Here is a 14,635-nt window from a genome sequence, read left to right on the forward strand (position 1 = left end):
GACAGGATGTCGATGTGGCGGATGCGCGGCAGGCCCTCTTCCGCATCAAGCCGAGGAATTACGACATCGACGTGACCGAGCGCGAGCCCGCTCCGTCTGAGGCGCGCGCGAGCCCACAGCGCAGCGATCAGCATATGAGACCATCGCCATGCGGTCAATCCGGGGAGCCATCAGTAGGCGATGACCTGGAGCCCTCGCTTGGCGACGATATTACCTCGTAGTTTCTCCGGTATGGAGATTCGCTCCGGGTCGCCGTCGGAGACGTAGCGCTCGCCAGGGTGCTTGTTCAGCCATTCCAGCCAGTACTGCGAGCACCACTTGCGGCACTCGCCCTTCTTGCCGTTGCTCTGGATCCGCTGGATCGCTCCCCGGTCGAATTTTTTCGCGTAGGGCGAAAGCGACGGCTCGGCTCCGGCGAGGAACACGCCGGCGAAATCATAGCGGGTGCCGTCCCATGACCCGGTGCGGGCGAGCTTCTTCGGCCGCGGGATCGAGCCGTACGGTAATGCCATGGTCGTGGACGGCGGCGCGCCGAGCTTCTTCAGCAGGCGCTCGATCCGCACGATCTGCTCGCGGACCTTCTTCTTCCCGAGCGCGCGCAGGTTGGGGTGACGCCAGGTGTGGTTGGCCACCTCGTAGCCGTGGTCGACCAGCCACTTCACCGCGGCCGCCTGGGCGTCCTGGTCGACCAGCCCGAACGGCTCCCGGTTGATCCAGAACGTGGCGACCGGCCGGAACGACGGGTATTTCCTGGCCACCTCCTGGATGATGCCCACCGCCGTGTCGGGCTTGGGGTTGCCGCTCGCGTCGAGCGCGAAGTGGCTGGGGTGCCCGTCGTCGAAGGTGAGCACGACGGGGAACTTCCCCGCCGGCACCCTGATGTCGCCGGCGGCGAACTCCCTGGCCGTGATCGGCACGTAGCCCTGCTTGGCGAGCGCCTCCAGCTCCTTCCTGAGCTGGTCGGGCGTCCGGTCGATCGAGGCCAGCCGCTTGGCGAGGATCCGGTGGTACATGAGCACCGGCACCAGCCCGGCCTCGTTGGCGTGCACCTGGCGGGCGAAGTCGGGGGTGGCCACCACCCCCGGCGGCTCGCCCGCCGGGGAGGGGCTCGGCGGCTCGACGCTGCCCTGGACCTTGACCATGGCCCTGGCCTCGGCGTGCGGACGTTTCTCGCCCGGTAACAGGCTCAGGCCGATGACGGCCACCGTGACCACCACGATGTTCGCGATGCCGATGATCCGCGTGAGGGGCGCTGAGATCTGCACAGAACTCCCGACCAATCGGTGAAATTACGTTCAGGTTAGTGCAGCCCTACCCCAAAAAATCAGTGTCCTGCATCCTCCCAGGTCCGCCCCACGCCCACGGAGACCTCCAGCGGGACGCGCAGGTGGTAGGCGGCGTTCATCTGGTCGCAGACGAGCTGCCTGAGCTGCTCCAGCTCCCCTGAGGCCACCTCGAACACGAGCTCGTCGTGGACCTGCAGGAGCATCCTGGAGGTCAGCCCCTCCTCGCGGATGGCCTGGTGGACGTGGAGCATGGCGACCTTGATGATGTCGGCGGCCGAGCCCTGGATGGGGGCGTTGAGCGCCATCCGCTCGGCCATCTCGCGCCGCTGGCGGTTGTCGCTGGTGAGGTCGGGCAGGTAGCGGCGGCGGCCCATGATCGTCTCGGTGTAGCCGTCGGAGCGCGCCTGCTGGACGATGGCCTGCAGGAAGTCGCGTACGCCGCCGAACTCCTCGAAGTACTCCTCCTTCAGCGCCCGCGCCTCCGCCACCGGGATGTTGAGCTGCCCGGCCAGCCCGAAGTCGGACAGGCCGTAGGCCAGGCCGTAGTTCATGGCCTTGATGCGGGCCCGCAGCTCGCCGTCGATCTGCTCGGGCGGCAGGTCGAACACGCGCGCGGCGGTGGCCTGGTGGAAGTCGTGGCCCGACTCGAAGGCCGCGATCAGCGACTCGTCGCCCGACAGGTGGGCCATGATGCGCAGCTCGATCTGGCTGTAGTCGGCCGTCAGCAGCGTCTCGTAACCTTCGCCGACCACGAAGCCCTGGCGGATCCGACGGCCCTCGGCGGTGCGGATCGGGATGTTCTGGAGGTTGGGCTTCTCCGACGACAGCCGGCCCGTGGCGGCGATGATCTGGTTGTAGGTGGTGTGGATGCGCCCGTCGTCGGCGATCTCCTTGATCAGACCCTCGACGGTGGTGCGTAGCTTCTGCTGGTCGCGGTGGCGCAGCATGATCGTCGGCAGCTCGTGGTCGGTCTGCGTGGCCAGCCACGCGAGCTGGTCGGCGTCGGTGCTCCAGCCGGTCTTGATCTTCTTCGTCTTGGGGAGGTTGAGCCTGACGAAGAGGATCTCCTGCAGCTGCTTGGGCGAGCCCAGGTTGAACTGCTCGCCGACGGAGCGGTGCGCCTCCTCCACGGCGTGCTTGACCGCGGCCCCGAACTCGGCCTCCAGCCCGGCGAAGTATTCGCCGTCGACCGCGATGCCCGCCCGCTCCAGCTCGGCCAGCACGGCCAGCAGCGGCAGCTCGACGTCGGTCATCAACTGGGTGCCGCCGCGCCCGGCCAGGAAGCGCTCCAGCGCCTCGGCCAGCTCGCGCACGGCGTGGGCGCGCAGCGCGAGGTCCTTGGCCGGGGCGTCCTCGTCGTCGCCGAACAGCGCGGCCTGCCCCGTGGACTCCTCCTCGGCCCGCAGGTCGCGGTTGAGGTAGCGCCTGGCCAGGTCCTCGAGCGCGAACGTGCGCTGGCCCGGCATCGCCAGGTAGGCGGCGAGCGCGGTGTCGCAGCTCAGGCCGCGCAGCTCCATGCCCTGCGCCCAGAGCGCCAGGATGGGCCCCTTGGCGTCGTGCACGGCCTTGGGCTTGGCGTCGTCGGCCAGCCAGGCCCGCAGGGCCGCCTCGTCGGCCTCGGTGAGCTTGACGGGGTCGATGTGGGCGGCGGTGCCGTCGGGCGAGGCGATGGCGATGCCGTCGACGCGGCCGGTGCCGCTGCCGTAGGCGCCCTTGAAGGCCAGCCCGGCCCGGCCCTCGGGCAGCGCGGCCAGCCAGCCCGCCACCCGGTCGGGGCCGAGCAGCACGGTCTCGACCTCGAAGCCCTGGTCGGGCTCCTGCTCTCCGGAGCCGAACACCTTGAACACCCGCTCGCGCAGCTCGCCGCGGAACTGCAGGCTGTCGAAGAGCTTGTTGATCTCCTCGCGCTCCCAGGTGCCCTGCGTGAGGTCGCCCAGCTCGACGTCGAGCGAGACGTCGCGGAGCAGCTCGGTCAGCCGCCGGTTCATCAGCACCTGGGCGACGTGCTCGCGCAGCTTGTCGCCGACCTTGCCCTTGACCTCGTCGACCCGGTCGACCAATGCGGTCAGGGAGCCGAACTCGCGCACCCACTTGGCGGCGGTCTTCTCCCCCACGCTCGGGATGCTCAGCAGGTTGTCGCTGGGGTCGCCGCGCAGGGCGGCGAAGTCGGGGTACTGCGCCGGGGTCAGGCCGTACTTCTCCATGACCGCCTCGGGCGTGAACCTCGTCATGTCGCTGATGCCGCGCCGCGTCATCAGGACGGTGATGTGCTCGTTGACCAGCTGCAGCGCGTCGCGGTCGCCGGTCACGATCAGGACGTTCATGCCCTGCTCGGCGGCGCGGGTGGCGAGGGTGGCGATGAGGTCGTCGGCCTCGAAGCCGGCCTTGGACAGCCGCGGGATGCGGAACGTGTCGAGCAACTCGAAGATGAGCTGCATCTGACCGCGGAAGTCCTCGGGTGTCTCGCTCCGGTTGGCCTTGTAGTCGGAGTACGCCTCATGGCGGAAGGTCGGCTCCGACCGGTCGAAGGCCACCGCCACATGGGTGGGCTGCTCGTCGCGCAGGACGTTGGTCAGCATCGAGGTGAACCCGTAGACCGCCTCGGTGTGCTGACCGTCGGTGGTCATCAGGTTGGCGTCCTTCAGCGCGAAGAACGCGCGGTAGGCCAGGGAATGCCCGTCAAGCAGCAGCAGGCACGGGCGGCTGGGGGTCACTTCACTCTTCGGCACACACGCAGCCTAGTCTGCGTGTGCGACAGAAAACCCGAGCTCGGAAGAGTGGAGACGTCCCTTTGACGCAGACCAACCCCATGGACTTCTCGGCGTACGGCGCCGCGCACGAGGGCACGCTCCCCGACCGCATGGGCATCGAGTTCATCGAGGCAGGTCCCGAGCGGGTCGTGGGCCGGATGCCGGTCGAGGGCAACACCCAGCCCTACGGCCTGCTGCACGGCGGGGCCTCGGCGGTGCTGGCCGAGACGCTCGGCTCGGTGGCGGCCGCCATCCACGCGGGTCCCGAACGCATCGCGGTGGGCATCGAGATCAACGCCACCCACCACCGCGCGGCGAGCTCGGGATACGTCACGGGGGTCGCGACCAGGCTGCACGGCGGCCGGACGCTGGCGACGTACGGGATCGAGGTCACCGACGAGCGGGGAAAGCTCATCTGCACCTCCCGCCTCACCTGCATGCTTCGCGACAGGTGAAACCCCCGTCTCTTTGCGCACCACACCCGCGGGTCGCTACGGTGGTCCGAACGCGAGCCCGCGGGAAGGCCCAGTAGATAACGTGTACGGCCGGGGAAGCCTTACACGGCCCCAAAAGCCGACCCGCGGGCTCGTCCAGCTTTCCCGCCGATCGTTATCCGTTCGTATCCGCCGAGCGCCAGGCGTCTACCCCGATTTAGCCCCTGACCTGGCTCGTTGTTTCCTCACATGAGTGACACACACATGTCACTAATTGGTGACGAACGATAGTGAACCGGGCGGCACCAGAATAAGCTCCCGCCACAGCATCCCAGTTGTGCCTGCGATGCGCGCGTGTCGAGACGGAGGGGTCACAACCCCTTCTTGACCTACTTGAGGGAGCACCATTGCGCAGAGCCGTGATCGCGTTCACGGCCTTTCTGGGTGGACTCATCTTCCTGCTGGCAGGACCCGCCCATGCGGGGACGGCCGACTGCCAGGGGCTGAAGGGGACACTCAAACTCCAAGGCCAGCCAGTGAACGGCGCCAAAATCGCCGTGACCACCGAGAGCGGACAACCCGTCAAGGAGGTCACAAGCAACGCACAGGGCACGTGGGACGTTCAGGTCGACAAGCCAGGTAAATACAAGGTCACCCTGGATGTCAGCAGCCTTCCGAAGAATGCCGATGTGCGGGGCGGGAACAACGTCCGCACGCCGACCGTCTACGAGGGCAACTGCTCGACGGTCCTGTTCGCTCTCCAGCCCAAGGGCGCCCCCGGGCAGCAGCCGGCGGACACCGACGGGGAGATCACGTTCTGGGAGCAGGCCGCCCAGCTGACCTTCGAAGGGCTCAACCTCGGGTTGATCATCGCTCTGGCGGCGCTCGGCCTCTCGCTCATCTACGGCACGACCGGCCTGACCAACTTCGCCCACGGTGAGCTGGTCACGCTGGGCGCGATCCTCGCCTACGCGTTCAACGTGGGCTTCGGGCTGCATCTCATCCCCGCCGCGGTGATCGCCGTCGCGGTCGCCGGCGTACTGGGGTACCTGCAGGACCGCTTCTTCTGGGGCGTGCTGCGCAAGCGCGGCACCGGCACCATCGCCATGATGATCATCTCGATCGGCGTGGCGCTCCTGCTCCGCTACGTGTTCCTGATCTTCTTCGGCGGCCAGAACGAGGCCTACGCGCAGTACACCGCGCAGCCGGGCGTCGAGATCGGCCCCATCACGGCGGCCCCGAAGAACTTCGTCGCCATGGGCATCGAGCTCACGGTCCTCATCATCGTCGGCATCGCGCTGCTGCGCACCCGCACCGGCAAGGCGGCCCGCGCCGTGGCCGACAACCCCGCGCTCGCGGCCTCGTCCGGCATCAACGTCGACCGGGTCATCCGGATCATCTGGGCATCGGGCGGCGCCATCGCCGCGCTGGCGGGCATCATGCTCGGCCTGTCGCAGAGCCTCAAGTACACGATGGGCCAGGACGTCCTGCTGCTCATCTTCGCCGGCGTGACGCTCGGCGGGCTCGGCACCGCGTTCGGCGCGCTGGTGGGCTCGCTCGTGGTCGGCCTGTTCGTCCAGGTCTCCACCCTGTGGGTGCCGCCGGAGCTCAAGTCCGTCGGCGCGCTCGTCGTACTCATCATCGTGCTCCTCGTCCGGCCGCAGGGCATCCTCGGCCGCCGCGAGCGGATCGGCTGATCGGGGGAGGATCAGAATGGACTGGATCACGATCATCAGCACGACGCTCAAGGCCGCGGTCGGCGTCGAGACTGTGCTGTACGGAATCGCCGCCATCGGCGTCAACATCCACTTCGGCTACACGGGCCTGCTCAACTTCGGCCAGGCCGCCTTCATGGGCGTGGCCGGCTACGGCCTGGCGGTCACCGTCACCGTCCTGGGCCTGCCGTTCTGGGTCGGCATCGCCGTCGGCCTGGTCGCCGCCGTGCTCCTGGCGATCCTGCTGGGCATACCGACCCTGCAGCTGCGCGCCGACTATCTCGCCATCGTCACCATCGCGGCCGCCGAGATCGTCCGGCTCATCTTCCGCTCGGTGGCGTTCAAGAACGTCTTCGGCGGCTCCGACGGCCAGCGCGGCTTCTCCGACGGCTTCTACGCGCTCAACCCCTTCTCCGAAGGGCAGTACGGCTTCAACCTCGGCCCGGTGCCGCTGTTCTTCAACAACCGGCAGCTGTGGGTCATCCTCGTCGGCTGGGTGCTCATCGCCCTGGCCTGCACCATGGTCTACCTGCTCATGAAGAGCCCCTGGGGCCGGGTGCTCAAGGCCATCCGCGAGGACGAGGACGCCGTGCGCAGCCTCGGCAAGAGCGTCTTCTCGTACAAGATGCAGTCGCTCATCCTGGGCGGCGTCATCGGCTCTCTCGGCGGCTTCCTCTACGGCCTGGCCTACGCCTCGGTGCAGCCCGACGTGTTCGGCACCGAGACCACGTTCTACATGTACACGATGGTCATCCTCGGCGGCGCCGCCCGCGTGCTGGGCCCCGTCATCGGATCGATGATCTTCTGGGGGCTGCTGGTCCTCATCTACGGCGTGCTCTCCGAGGCGGTCGGCGCGGGGTACATCACCTTCATGGACACCAACCAGGTCGGCGCCCTGCGCTGGATCCTGGTCGGCCTCGGCTTGATCCTGTTGCTCATCTTCCGGCCACAGGGCATCTTCGGTGACAAGAGGGAGATAGCAATCGATGCACGCTGAAACCCACGCTCAGGCAGGAACCTCCGAGCGCAAGGCCGCTGCCCTGGCGGCGTTCAAGGACCTGGCGCGCGATCCCGGCGTGCCCAAGCCCGACCCCATCCTCGTGGTGGACAACGTGGTGCGCCGCTTCGGCGGCCTGACCGCCGTCGAGGTGGGCCACGTCGAGGTCCAGCGGGGCTCCATCACCGCGCTGATCGGCCCCAACGGCGCCGGCAAGACCACGTTCTTCAACCAGCTCACCGGGTTCGACACGGCCGACTCCGGCTCGTGGACGTTCAACGGGCGGGCCATGAACGGCGTGCCCGCGCACAAGGTCGCCCGCAGCGGCATGGTGCGCACGTTCCAGCTCACCAAGGCGCTGTCCAAGCTGACGGTCATGGAGAACATGCGCCTGGGCGCCCAGCAGCAGAAGGGCGAGAACTTCTTCCGCGCGCTGGTGCCGAGCTTGTGGCGCGGCCAGGAGGACGAGATCACCGAGCGGGCCGAGGACCTGCTCACCCGCTTCAAGCTCGACGCCAAGCGCGACGACTTCGCCGGGTCGCTCTCCGGCGGCCAGCGCAAGCTGCTGGAGATGGCCCGCGCGCTCATGGTCCAGCCCGAGCTGGTCATGCTCGACGAGCCCATGGCCGGCGTCAACCCGGCGCTGACGCAGTCGCTGCTCGGCCACGTCAAGGACCTGCGCGAGCAGGGCATGACGGTGCTGTTCGTCGAGCACGACATGGACATGGTCCGCGACATCAGCGACTGGGTGATCGTCATGGCCCAGGGCGCCGTCATCGCGGAGGGCCCGCCCGGGACGATCATGTCCGACGAGCGCGTGATCGACGCCTACCTCGGCGCCCACCACGACGCGCCCCTGTCGGAGAGCGAACTGACGGCCCAGCTCCACGAGGCGGAGGCGGCGCTGGAGGCCGAGATCGAAGAGGAGACGCAGAAATGACCGTCCCCGAGTCGGCCCAGTCCAAGGCGGCCGTCACCGACCGCAGCGCCCACCTGGAGGGCGCCAAGGACGCCGTGCTGCGCTGCGACGAGCTGATCGCCGGCTACCTGCCGGGCGTCAACATCCTCAACGGCTCCGACCTCTACGTCAAAGAGGGCGAGCTGATCGGCATCATCGGCCCCAACGGCGCCGGCAAGTCGACGCTGCTCAAGGCCATGTTCGGGCTGGTCAACATCCGCAGCGGCACGGTGCTGCTCAAGGGTGAGGACATCACGAACATGAAGGCCCACTCCCTGGTCTCCCGCGGCGTCGGCTACGTGCCGCAGACCAACAACGTCTTCCCCAGCCTCACCATCGAGGAGAACCTCGAGATGGGCGCCTTCCAGGTGCCGGGGAAGTTCAAGGAGCGCTTCGAGTTCGTCGCCGAGCTCTTCCCCGCGCTCAAGGAGCGGCGCAAGCAGCGCGCCGGGTCCCTGTCCGGCGGTGAGCGGCAGATGGTGGCGATGGCCAGGGCCCTCATGACCGAGCCGTCCGTGCTGCTGCTCGACGAGCCGTCGGCCGGCCTGTCGCCCAAGCTGCAGGACCTGGTGTTCATCCAGGCCCAGCAGATCAACAAGGCCGGCGTCACGGTCATCATGGTCGAGCAGAACGCGCGCCGCTGCCTGCAGATCTGCCACCGCGGCTACGTCCTCGACCAGGGCCGCAACGCCTACACCGGCACCGGGCGGCAGCTCGCCAACGACCCCAAGGTCATCGAGCTGTACCTCGGCACGCTGGCCAAGGCATAAATCCCGATCAAGACGGCGGAGGGGCTGTTATCAGCCCCTCCGCCGTTCTTTAATGAGCGCTGTGAAACGTTTTGCGACAGTCGCGCTCATGCTTCCCGTCCTGCTCGTCGGCTGCCAGGACAACGCCTCGTCCGCCTCCAAGTACAGCACCGGCGGCGATCCCACCGACAGCCCGTGCGCCCGCGTGGTCTCCGCCATCGGGTACGCCAACCTCATGCTGAAGCCCAAGGGCCAGGAGGACCAGCAGTACTTCGAGGACGCCGTGATCGGCCGCCTGGCCGAGCTGCGCGGGATCACCATGGAATTCGGCGACCGGCTGCCCGACTCGCTCAAGGGGGCCGTACAGACGGTCAGGACCACGACCGCGGGGCTGGCCAGGAACGACGTGCCCCGCAAGCGGCAGGTGGCGCTGCTCAAGCAGTACCGCGTGGCCGCCGACGAGATCATGGCGGGATGCAGATAGCAAGAAGGGCCCGGCCGTGGCGGCCGGGCCCTTCTACGTGAGGCGGCGGTACTAGCCGGCGATGTTGCCGGTGCGGTACTCCAGCGCCTTGGTGGCGTACTTGTTGTTCGCGCCGTACTGGTAGATGCCGATGGTGGCGACGGCCGGGTCACCGGCCTCGTTGAACTCGACCGGGCCGCTGACGCCCTCGTAGTCGATGTCCTTGCCGGCCTTCAGCAGGTCCACGCACTCCTTGAAGCTCTTGCACTTCTCGCCGCCCTTGCTCACCTCGGCCAGCTTGGCCGCGATGTCCACGCCGGCGTCGCTCTTGGCGGCCTCGGCGGCCAGCGCGAGCAGGTTGGCCGCGTCGTACGACTCGGGGGCGTAGCTGAAGTCCTGCAGCTTGGGGTCGATCTCCTTCAGCTTGCTCTGGAACTCCTCGGGAGCCGCGGCGCCGGGGATCGTGCCCTTCACGCCGTCGAGCGTGCCCTTGGGCATCTTCACGTAGTTCGTGTTGGACGTGTTGCCGTCCACCATGTACCACTTGTGCTTGTCCGCGGGCAGGCCCTGCTTGACCAGCTCGGCGATGACCTTCGCCGTCTCCTCGAACCCGATCAGCACGATGCCCTTCGGGTTCTTCGCCTTGATCTTGGCCACGTCGGCGGAGAAGTCGGCCGCCTTCGGGTCGTAGTCGACGCGCTCGACGACCTCGGCGCCACCGTCGGTGACGGTCTTCTGCACCTGGTCGGCCAGGCCGGTGCCGTACGAGTCCTGCATCGCGAGGATGCCGACCGTGTCGTTGCCGTCGGCGACCACGAGGTCGCCCAGCACACGGCCCTGCAGCTTGTCCGGCGGCGAGGTACGGAAGTACAGGCCCTTGTCGTTGATCGTGGTGAACTTGTCGGAGGTGTTGGCCGGCGAGAACTGGATCACGCCCGCACCCGTGATCTTGTCGATCACCGACTCCGACACCGACGACGACGCGGCGCCGATGATGGCGTCGGCCTTCTGCGCCAGCAGCTTGTCCACCGACTGCGAGGCGATGTTGGTGGTCGTGTCACCCGAGTCCGTGTCGTACTTGGTGACCGGCTTGCCCAGCACGCCACCGGCCTCGTTGATCTCCTTGACGGCGAGGTTGACTCCCGCGATCTCGGGCGGGCCGAGGAAGGCCAGCGAACCCGTCTGCGGCAGCAGCGTGCCGAGGGTCAGCGTGCCGTCGCCCTTGGCCGCTGCGGGCGCCGACGAGGATGGCGCGGCAGACGTGGAAGTCTGCGTGGCGGTGTTGCCTCCGCCACCGCCGCAGGCTGTCAGGGCGAGGCTGGTGGCAGCCACGACAGCCAGCGCCCGACCCACGGGAGCAATGCGGACCATGAAGTGTCTCCTTCATTTCCAGAGGCCGGGATCCGCCAGCTGCGCCGAGCGTTCCCGAACGAATGCTGGAAACGTACAAAACCGCAGCGTGCTCCCGACAGATGCACTGAGGAACTGTCGGCACTTGGATGCGGAGTCGTAATCACTCCTCAACTTACGGACCTGCGCAAGGACGCTTAATCTGCACTGAGTGAAGCGCTTTACGGTTCTCCTCGTGACGGCGATGCTCCTCACCGGTTGCGGCTCCTCCGAGCCCTCTCCCCCGCCTTCCGCGAAGCCTCCCGGCGGCGTATCCGTCTCACTGGCGCAGTGGCGTTCGGACGAGCCCGTGCACGCGATCGAGGTGGCCGTCCGCAATACCACCGACACACCCGTCTATTTCGCCGATATCCAGCTTGTCACGCCCTCGTTCAGGACGCTCCCGCCGCAGCGGATCGACAGCGCCATCAAGAAGACCGAGCGCACGGACCTGCGCATCACGTACGGCCCCGCCAACTGCACCCCCAAGGGCCTGCCCGAGGTGCGGCCCGCCACGGTCGTGGCGCATCTCAGCACCGGCTCGGAGCCGCCGCGCAAGGTGGTGTTCGACGTGCCGCATCCCGACCCGCTGCTGGCCAGGCTGCTGCGGGACGAGTGCTCCGAGTTCCTGATCAAGGAGGCGGCGGACATCGAGTTCGGCCCGGAGTGGAAGGAGTCGGGCAAGGCCATGCGGGGCGAACTGGTGGTCACCCGGCGCGGCCAGGGCGCTGTCACGCTGAACGACATGGGCGGGACCACCCACTTCATCGTCACGCCCGGCCACCGGCCCCTGGGCGTGCTGGCGGCCGGGCAGCAGCGGATGGAGGTGCCGATCGCGCTCGCCCCCGGCCGCTGCGACCCGCACGCGTTCGCCGAGGCCAAGAAGGCGTTCCTGTTCCCCGTGCGGGCCAGCATCGACGGGGGCCAGGAACGCGTGGTCATCGTGGTGCCGCCCAAGCCGCTGCAGGACCGCCTCATCACGTACGCGCTGAGGACGTGCGGCTTGGGCCGATGAGAAACCTGCTAAATGGACTGCCGCTGCGACACCCGCCAGGCACGATGCTGGGGCGGCAGACCGATGAGCAGGTTTCTTGTCGGCAGGCCCCTAACCCTCGATCTTGCCGGTGCGGTACTCCAGCGCCTTGCCGGGGTACTTGTTGTCGTCGCCGTACTGGTAGACGCCGATCGTCGCCACCGACGGGTCACCGGCGTCGTCGAACTCCACCGGGCCGCTGAGACCGTCGTAGTCGATGTCCTTGCCGGCCTTGAGCAGGTCGACGCACTCCTTGAAGCTCTTGCACTTCTCGCCGCCCTTGCTCACCTCGGGCAGCTTGGCCGCGATGGCCTGGCCGGTGTCGTCCTTGGCGGCCTCGGCGGCCAGCGCGATCAGGTTCGCCGCGTCGTACGACTCCGCGGCGTAGGTGTAGTCCTTGAGCTTGGGGTCGAGCTCCAGGAGCTTCTTCCTGAACTCGTCGGGCGCCTCGGCGCCGGGGATGGTCCCCTTGACGCCCTTGAGCGTGCCCTTGGGCATCTTCTGGTAGTTGGTGTTCGACATGTTGCCGTCCACCATGTACCACTTGTACTTGTCGGCCGTCAGGCCCTGCTTGACCAGCTCCGCCACGACCTTGGCGCCCTCCTCGAACCCGATCAGCACGATCGCCTTCGGGTTCTTCGCCTTGATCTTGGCCACGTCGGCGGAGAAGTCGGCCGCCTTCGGGTCGTAGTCCACGCGCTCCACGACGCTCGAGCCGGCGTCCTCGGCGGTCTTGGTGATCTGGTCTGCCAGACCGGAGCCGTACGAGTCCTGCATGGCCAGGATGCCGACGGTGTCGTTGCCGTCGGCGGCGACCAGGTCACCCAGCACGCGGCCCTGCAACTTGTCCGGCGGCGCCGTGCGGAAGTACAGGCCCTTGTCGTTGATCGTGGTGAACTTGTCAGAGGTGTTGGCCGGCGAGAACTGCACCACGCCCGCACCCGTGATCTTGTCAATGATCGACTCCGACACCGACGACGACGCGGCGCCGATGATGGCGTCGGCCTTCTGCGCCAGCAGCTTGTCCACCGACTGCGAGGCGATGTTGGTCGTCGTGTCACCCGAGTCGGTGTGGACCTTGGTGACCGGCTTGCCGAGCACGCCACCGGCCTCGTTGATCTCCTTGACGGCCTGGTCCACGCCGGCGAACTCGGGCGGGCCGAGGAAGGCCAGCGAACCCGTCTGCGGCAGCACCGTGCCGAGCGTCAGCGTGCCGTCACCCTTGGCCGCGGGAGCCGAGGAGGCCGCCGCGGACGGGGCCGCCGAGTCGGACTGCTTCGCGGCCGTGTCACCACCGCCTCCACCACAGGCCGTCAGAGCCAGGCTCGCCGCTGCGGCGACGGCCAGTGCGCGTCCTGCTGGAGCAATGCGGATCATAAAAGAGACTCCCCCTATCTCAACGAAGGAACGATCACCTTCGCTGTGTTTTCCGAGCTCAGCATGCCTGTTCGGGAAGGGGGTGGGGAGTTCTTACGCCGCTTTTATGCGGATTCGTAATGTCCCAAACACGCCCGGCGTCCACCAGGTTCGCCGTGATGGCCACCCCCGAGTCGTCCCCGGCCACCTCGGCGGCCAGCGCCACCAGCGTCACGGCGTCGTACGACTCCGCCGCATACGTGAACTGCCTCGGTGACGCTCTTCTGCACCTGGTCGGCCAGGCCCGTGCCGTACGAGTCCTGCATCGCAGGATCCCCACGGTGTCATTTCCGTCGGACGCCAAGTCGCCGAGTCACCCGAGTCCGTGTCGACCTTGGAGACGGGCCTGCCCATGACCCCGCCCGCCTCGTCCGCCTCCCGCAGCGCCAGATCGACGCCCGCGAACATCGGCGGACCCAGATAAGCCAGCGAACCCGTCTGCGGCAGCACCGTGCCGCTGGCCAGCCTGCCGTCCCCTCTCCCCGCCGAAGCCGAGGAGGACGGTCCGGACCTCGCAGCCGTCGTGCTCGAACACGCCGCCAGCACCAGGCACCCCGCGGCGAGAAGGGCCGGCCCTCGGGAAGCCGTGCGAACCGGCGCGCAAATGGAGCGGATCATCGAAAGCGTCTCCGTTCGAGATGAGCGAACCTGCCGTCCACCCATCAGTTACGCGCCGGAACACCTCCCACGAAAGCGCCCGAAGCCGGTTGGGTGCCCACTCGTGACCACACCACAACCCACCGGCCCGAACCACCTGATATTGGGCCTTATCAGCTCCGCCCGGCCGCGTCGTCGATAACGATCTGAGCAACCTCACGCATGCTCAACCGCCGATCCATCGACGCCTTCTGAATCCACCGGAACGCCTGAGGCTCACTCCAACCGTGCTGCGTCATCAACAGCCCCTTGGCGCGCTCCACCAGCTTCCGCGTCTCCAGCCGCTCCGACAGGCTCGACACCTCGGCCGCCAGCGCCACCATCTCCTCGTGCCTGCTGACCGCCATCTCGATCGCCGGCACCAGATCCGCCTTCGTGAACGGCTTCACCAGATAGGCCATCGCCCCCGCGTCCCTGGCCCGCTCAACCAGGTCACGCTGGGAGAACGCGGTCAGAATCAGGCACGGGGCGATCCGCTCCGCCACGATCCGCTCAGCCGCCGAGATACCGTCGAGCACCGGCATCTTCACATCGAGGATGACGAGGTCGGGCTTATGCTCGGCGGCCAGCCGGATCGCCTGCTCACCGTCCCCGGCCTCGCCGACGACGACGTAGCCGTCCTCCTGGAGCATCTCCTTGAGGTCGAGGCGGATCAGGGCCTCGTCTTCCGCGATCACTACTCGCCGCTGCGTACTCACGAGCAGAAGAGTACCGATGTCCGGTACATTAGAGCCACGCTGGCGCCCTCTCGTTGATCGACTTCGGCAGTAGGGCGTGGCTTTTGTCCG

General features: G+C 67.7%; 12 protein-coding genes. 7 read left to right on the top strand and 5 right to left on the bottom strand.

Annotated elements, in window-relative coordinates; translation table 11 throughout:
- Positions 1-170 precede the first annotated feature (170 nt).
- Together ABD830_RS04600 and polA are read right to left on the bottom strand one after the other, a co-directional pair.
- Positions 171-1,265: a polysaccharide deacetylase family protein gene (locus tag ABD830_RS04600; RefSeq protein ID WP_344985074.1), complete on the bottom strand. Its 1,095-nt coding sequence runs from the start codon at positions 1,263-1,265 to the stop codon at positions 171-173.
- A 59-nt stretch (positions 1,266-1,324) separates the two neighbouring features.
- Positions 1,325-4,015, bottom strand: a complete 2,691-nt coding sequence (polA, locus tag ABD830_RS04605; protein WP_344985075.1) for a DNA polymerase I — start codon at positions 4,013-4,015, stop codon at positions 1,325-1,327.
- Between the two features lie 80 nt (positions 4,016-4,095).
- Here polA and ABD830_RS04610 point away from each other — a divergent pair, with 80 nt between their 5' ends.
- From ABD830_RS04610 to ABD830_RS04635, 6 genes are all read left to right on the top strand, one after another.
- Positions 4,096-4,491 carry a PaaI family thioesterase gene (locus tag ABD830_RS04610; protein ID WP_344987623.1) on the top strand — a complete coding sequence of 132 codons (396 nt, stop codon included), beginning with the start codon at positions 4,096-4,098 and terminating at the stop codon, positions 4,489-4,491.
- A 386-nt stretch (positions 4,492-4,877) separates the two neighbouring features.
- Positions 4,878-6,167: a branched-chain amino acid ABC transporter permease gene (locus tag ABD830_RS04615; RefSeq protein WP_344985076.1), complete on the top strand. Its 1,290-nt coding sequence runs from the start codon at positions 4,878-4,880 to the stop codon at positions 6,165-6,167.
- 16 nt (positions 6,168-6,183) lie between these two features.
- Positions 6,184-7,182, top strand: a complete 999-nt coding sequence (locus ABD830_RS04620) for a branched-chain amino acid ABC transporter permease (RefSeq protein WP_344985077.1) — start codon at positions 6,184-6,186, stop codon at positions 7,180-7,182.
- Entirely contained in the window at positions 7,172-8,122 is a 951-nt protein-coding gene (locus ABD830_RS04625) for an ABC transporter ATP-binding protein (protein ID WP_344985078.1), read from the top strand. Before ABD830_RS04620 ends, ABD830_RS04625 begins: the two co-directional genes overlap by 11 nt.
- A complete protein-coding gene (locus ABD830_RS04630; protein WP_344985079.1) occupies positions 8,119-8,910 on the top strand; it encodes an ABC transporter ATP-binding protein in 792 nt (263 codons plus the stop codon). The genes ABD830_RS04625 and ABD830_RS04630 overlap by 4 nt, the downstream gene beginning before the upstream one ends.
- Before the next feature lie 88 nt (positions 8,911-8,998).
- On the top strand, positions 8,999-9,373 hold the full coding sequence (locus tag ABD830_RS04635; RefSeq protein ID WP_344985080.1) for a hypothetical protein: 375 nt from the start codon (positions 8,999-9,001) through the stop codon (positions 9,371-9,373).
- A 51-nt stretch (positions 9,374-9,424) separates the two neighbouring features.
- On the opposite strand, the gene ABD830_RS04640 is transcribed toward ABD830_RS04635, so the two are convergent.
- Entirely contained in the window at positions 9,425-10,723 is a 1,299-nt protein-coding gene (locus tag ABD830_RS04640) for an ABC transporter substrate-binding protein (RefSeq protein WP_344985081.1), read from the bottom strand.
- Between the two features lie 214 nt (positions 10,724-10,937).
- Here ABD830_RS04640 and ABD830_RS04645 point away from each other — a divergent pair, with 214 nt between their 5' ends.
- On the top strand, positions 10,938-11,756 hold the full coding sequence (locus ABD830_RS04645; RefSeq protein ID WP_344985082.1) for a hypothetical protein: 819 nt from the start codon (positions 10,938-10,940) through the stop codon (positions 11,754-11,756).
- Between the two features lie 90 nt (positions 11,757-11,846).
- On the opposite strand, the gene ABD830_RS04650 is transcribed toward ABD830_RS04645, so the two are convergent.
- Both ABD830_RS04650 and ABD830_RS04655 read right to left on the bottom strand, forming a co-directional pair.
- Positions 11,847-13,151 carry an ABC transporter substrate-binding protein gene (locus ABD830_RS04650; RefSeq protein WP_344985083.1) on the bottom strand — a complete coding sequence of 435 codons (1,305 nt, stop codon included), beginning with the start codon at positions 13,149-13,151 and terminating at the stop codon, positions 11,847-11,849.
- A gap of 809 nt (positions 13,152-13,960) precedes the next feature.
- Complete coding sequence (locus tag ABD830_RS04655) at positions 13,961-14,545, bottom strand: ANTAR domain-containing response regulator (protein ID WP_344985084.1); 585 nt, start codon at positions 14,543-14,545, stop codon at positions 13,961-13,963.
- Positions 14,546-14,635: the final 90 nt, after the last annotated feature.

The organism is Nonomuraea helvata (assembly GCF_039535785.1).
In the GTDB taxonomy this organism is placed as follows: Bacteria; Actinomycetota; Actinomycetes; order Streptosporangiales; family Streptosporangiaceae; genus Nonomuraea; species Nonomuraea helvata.

Bases quoted from the DNA above. Each gene is read 5' to 3' on its own strand.
- ABD830_RS04610 (WP_344987623.1), top strand. From the start codon at position 4,096: ATGGACTTCTCGGCGTACGGCGCCGCGCACGAGGGCACGCTCCCCGAC.
- ABD830_RS04620 (WP_344985077.1), top strand. From the start codon at position 6,184: ATGGACTGGATCACGATCATCAGCACGACGCTCAAGGCCGCGGTCGGC.
- ABD830_RS04625 (WP_344985078.1), top strand. From the start codon at position 7,172: ATGCACGCTGAAACCCACGCTCAGGCAGGAACCTCCGAGCGCAAGGCC.
- ABD830_RS04630 (WP_344985079.1), top strand. From the start codon at position 8,119: ATGACCGTCCCCGAGTCGGCCCAGTCCAAGGCGGCCGTCACCGACCGC.
- ABD830_RS04635 (WP_344985080.1), top strand. From the start codon at position 8,999: ATGCTTCCCGTCCTGCTCGTCGGCTGCCAGGACAACGCCTCGTCCGCC.
- ABD830_RS04640 (WP_344985081.1), bottom strand. From the start codon at position 10,723: ATGGTCCGCATTGCTCCCGTGGGTCGGGCGCTGGCTGTCGTGGCTGCC.
- ABD830_RS04650 (WP_344985083.1), bottom strand. From the start codon at position 13,151: ATGATCCGCATTGCTCCAGCAGGACGCGCACTGGCCGTCGCCGCAGCG.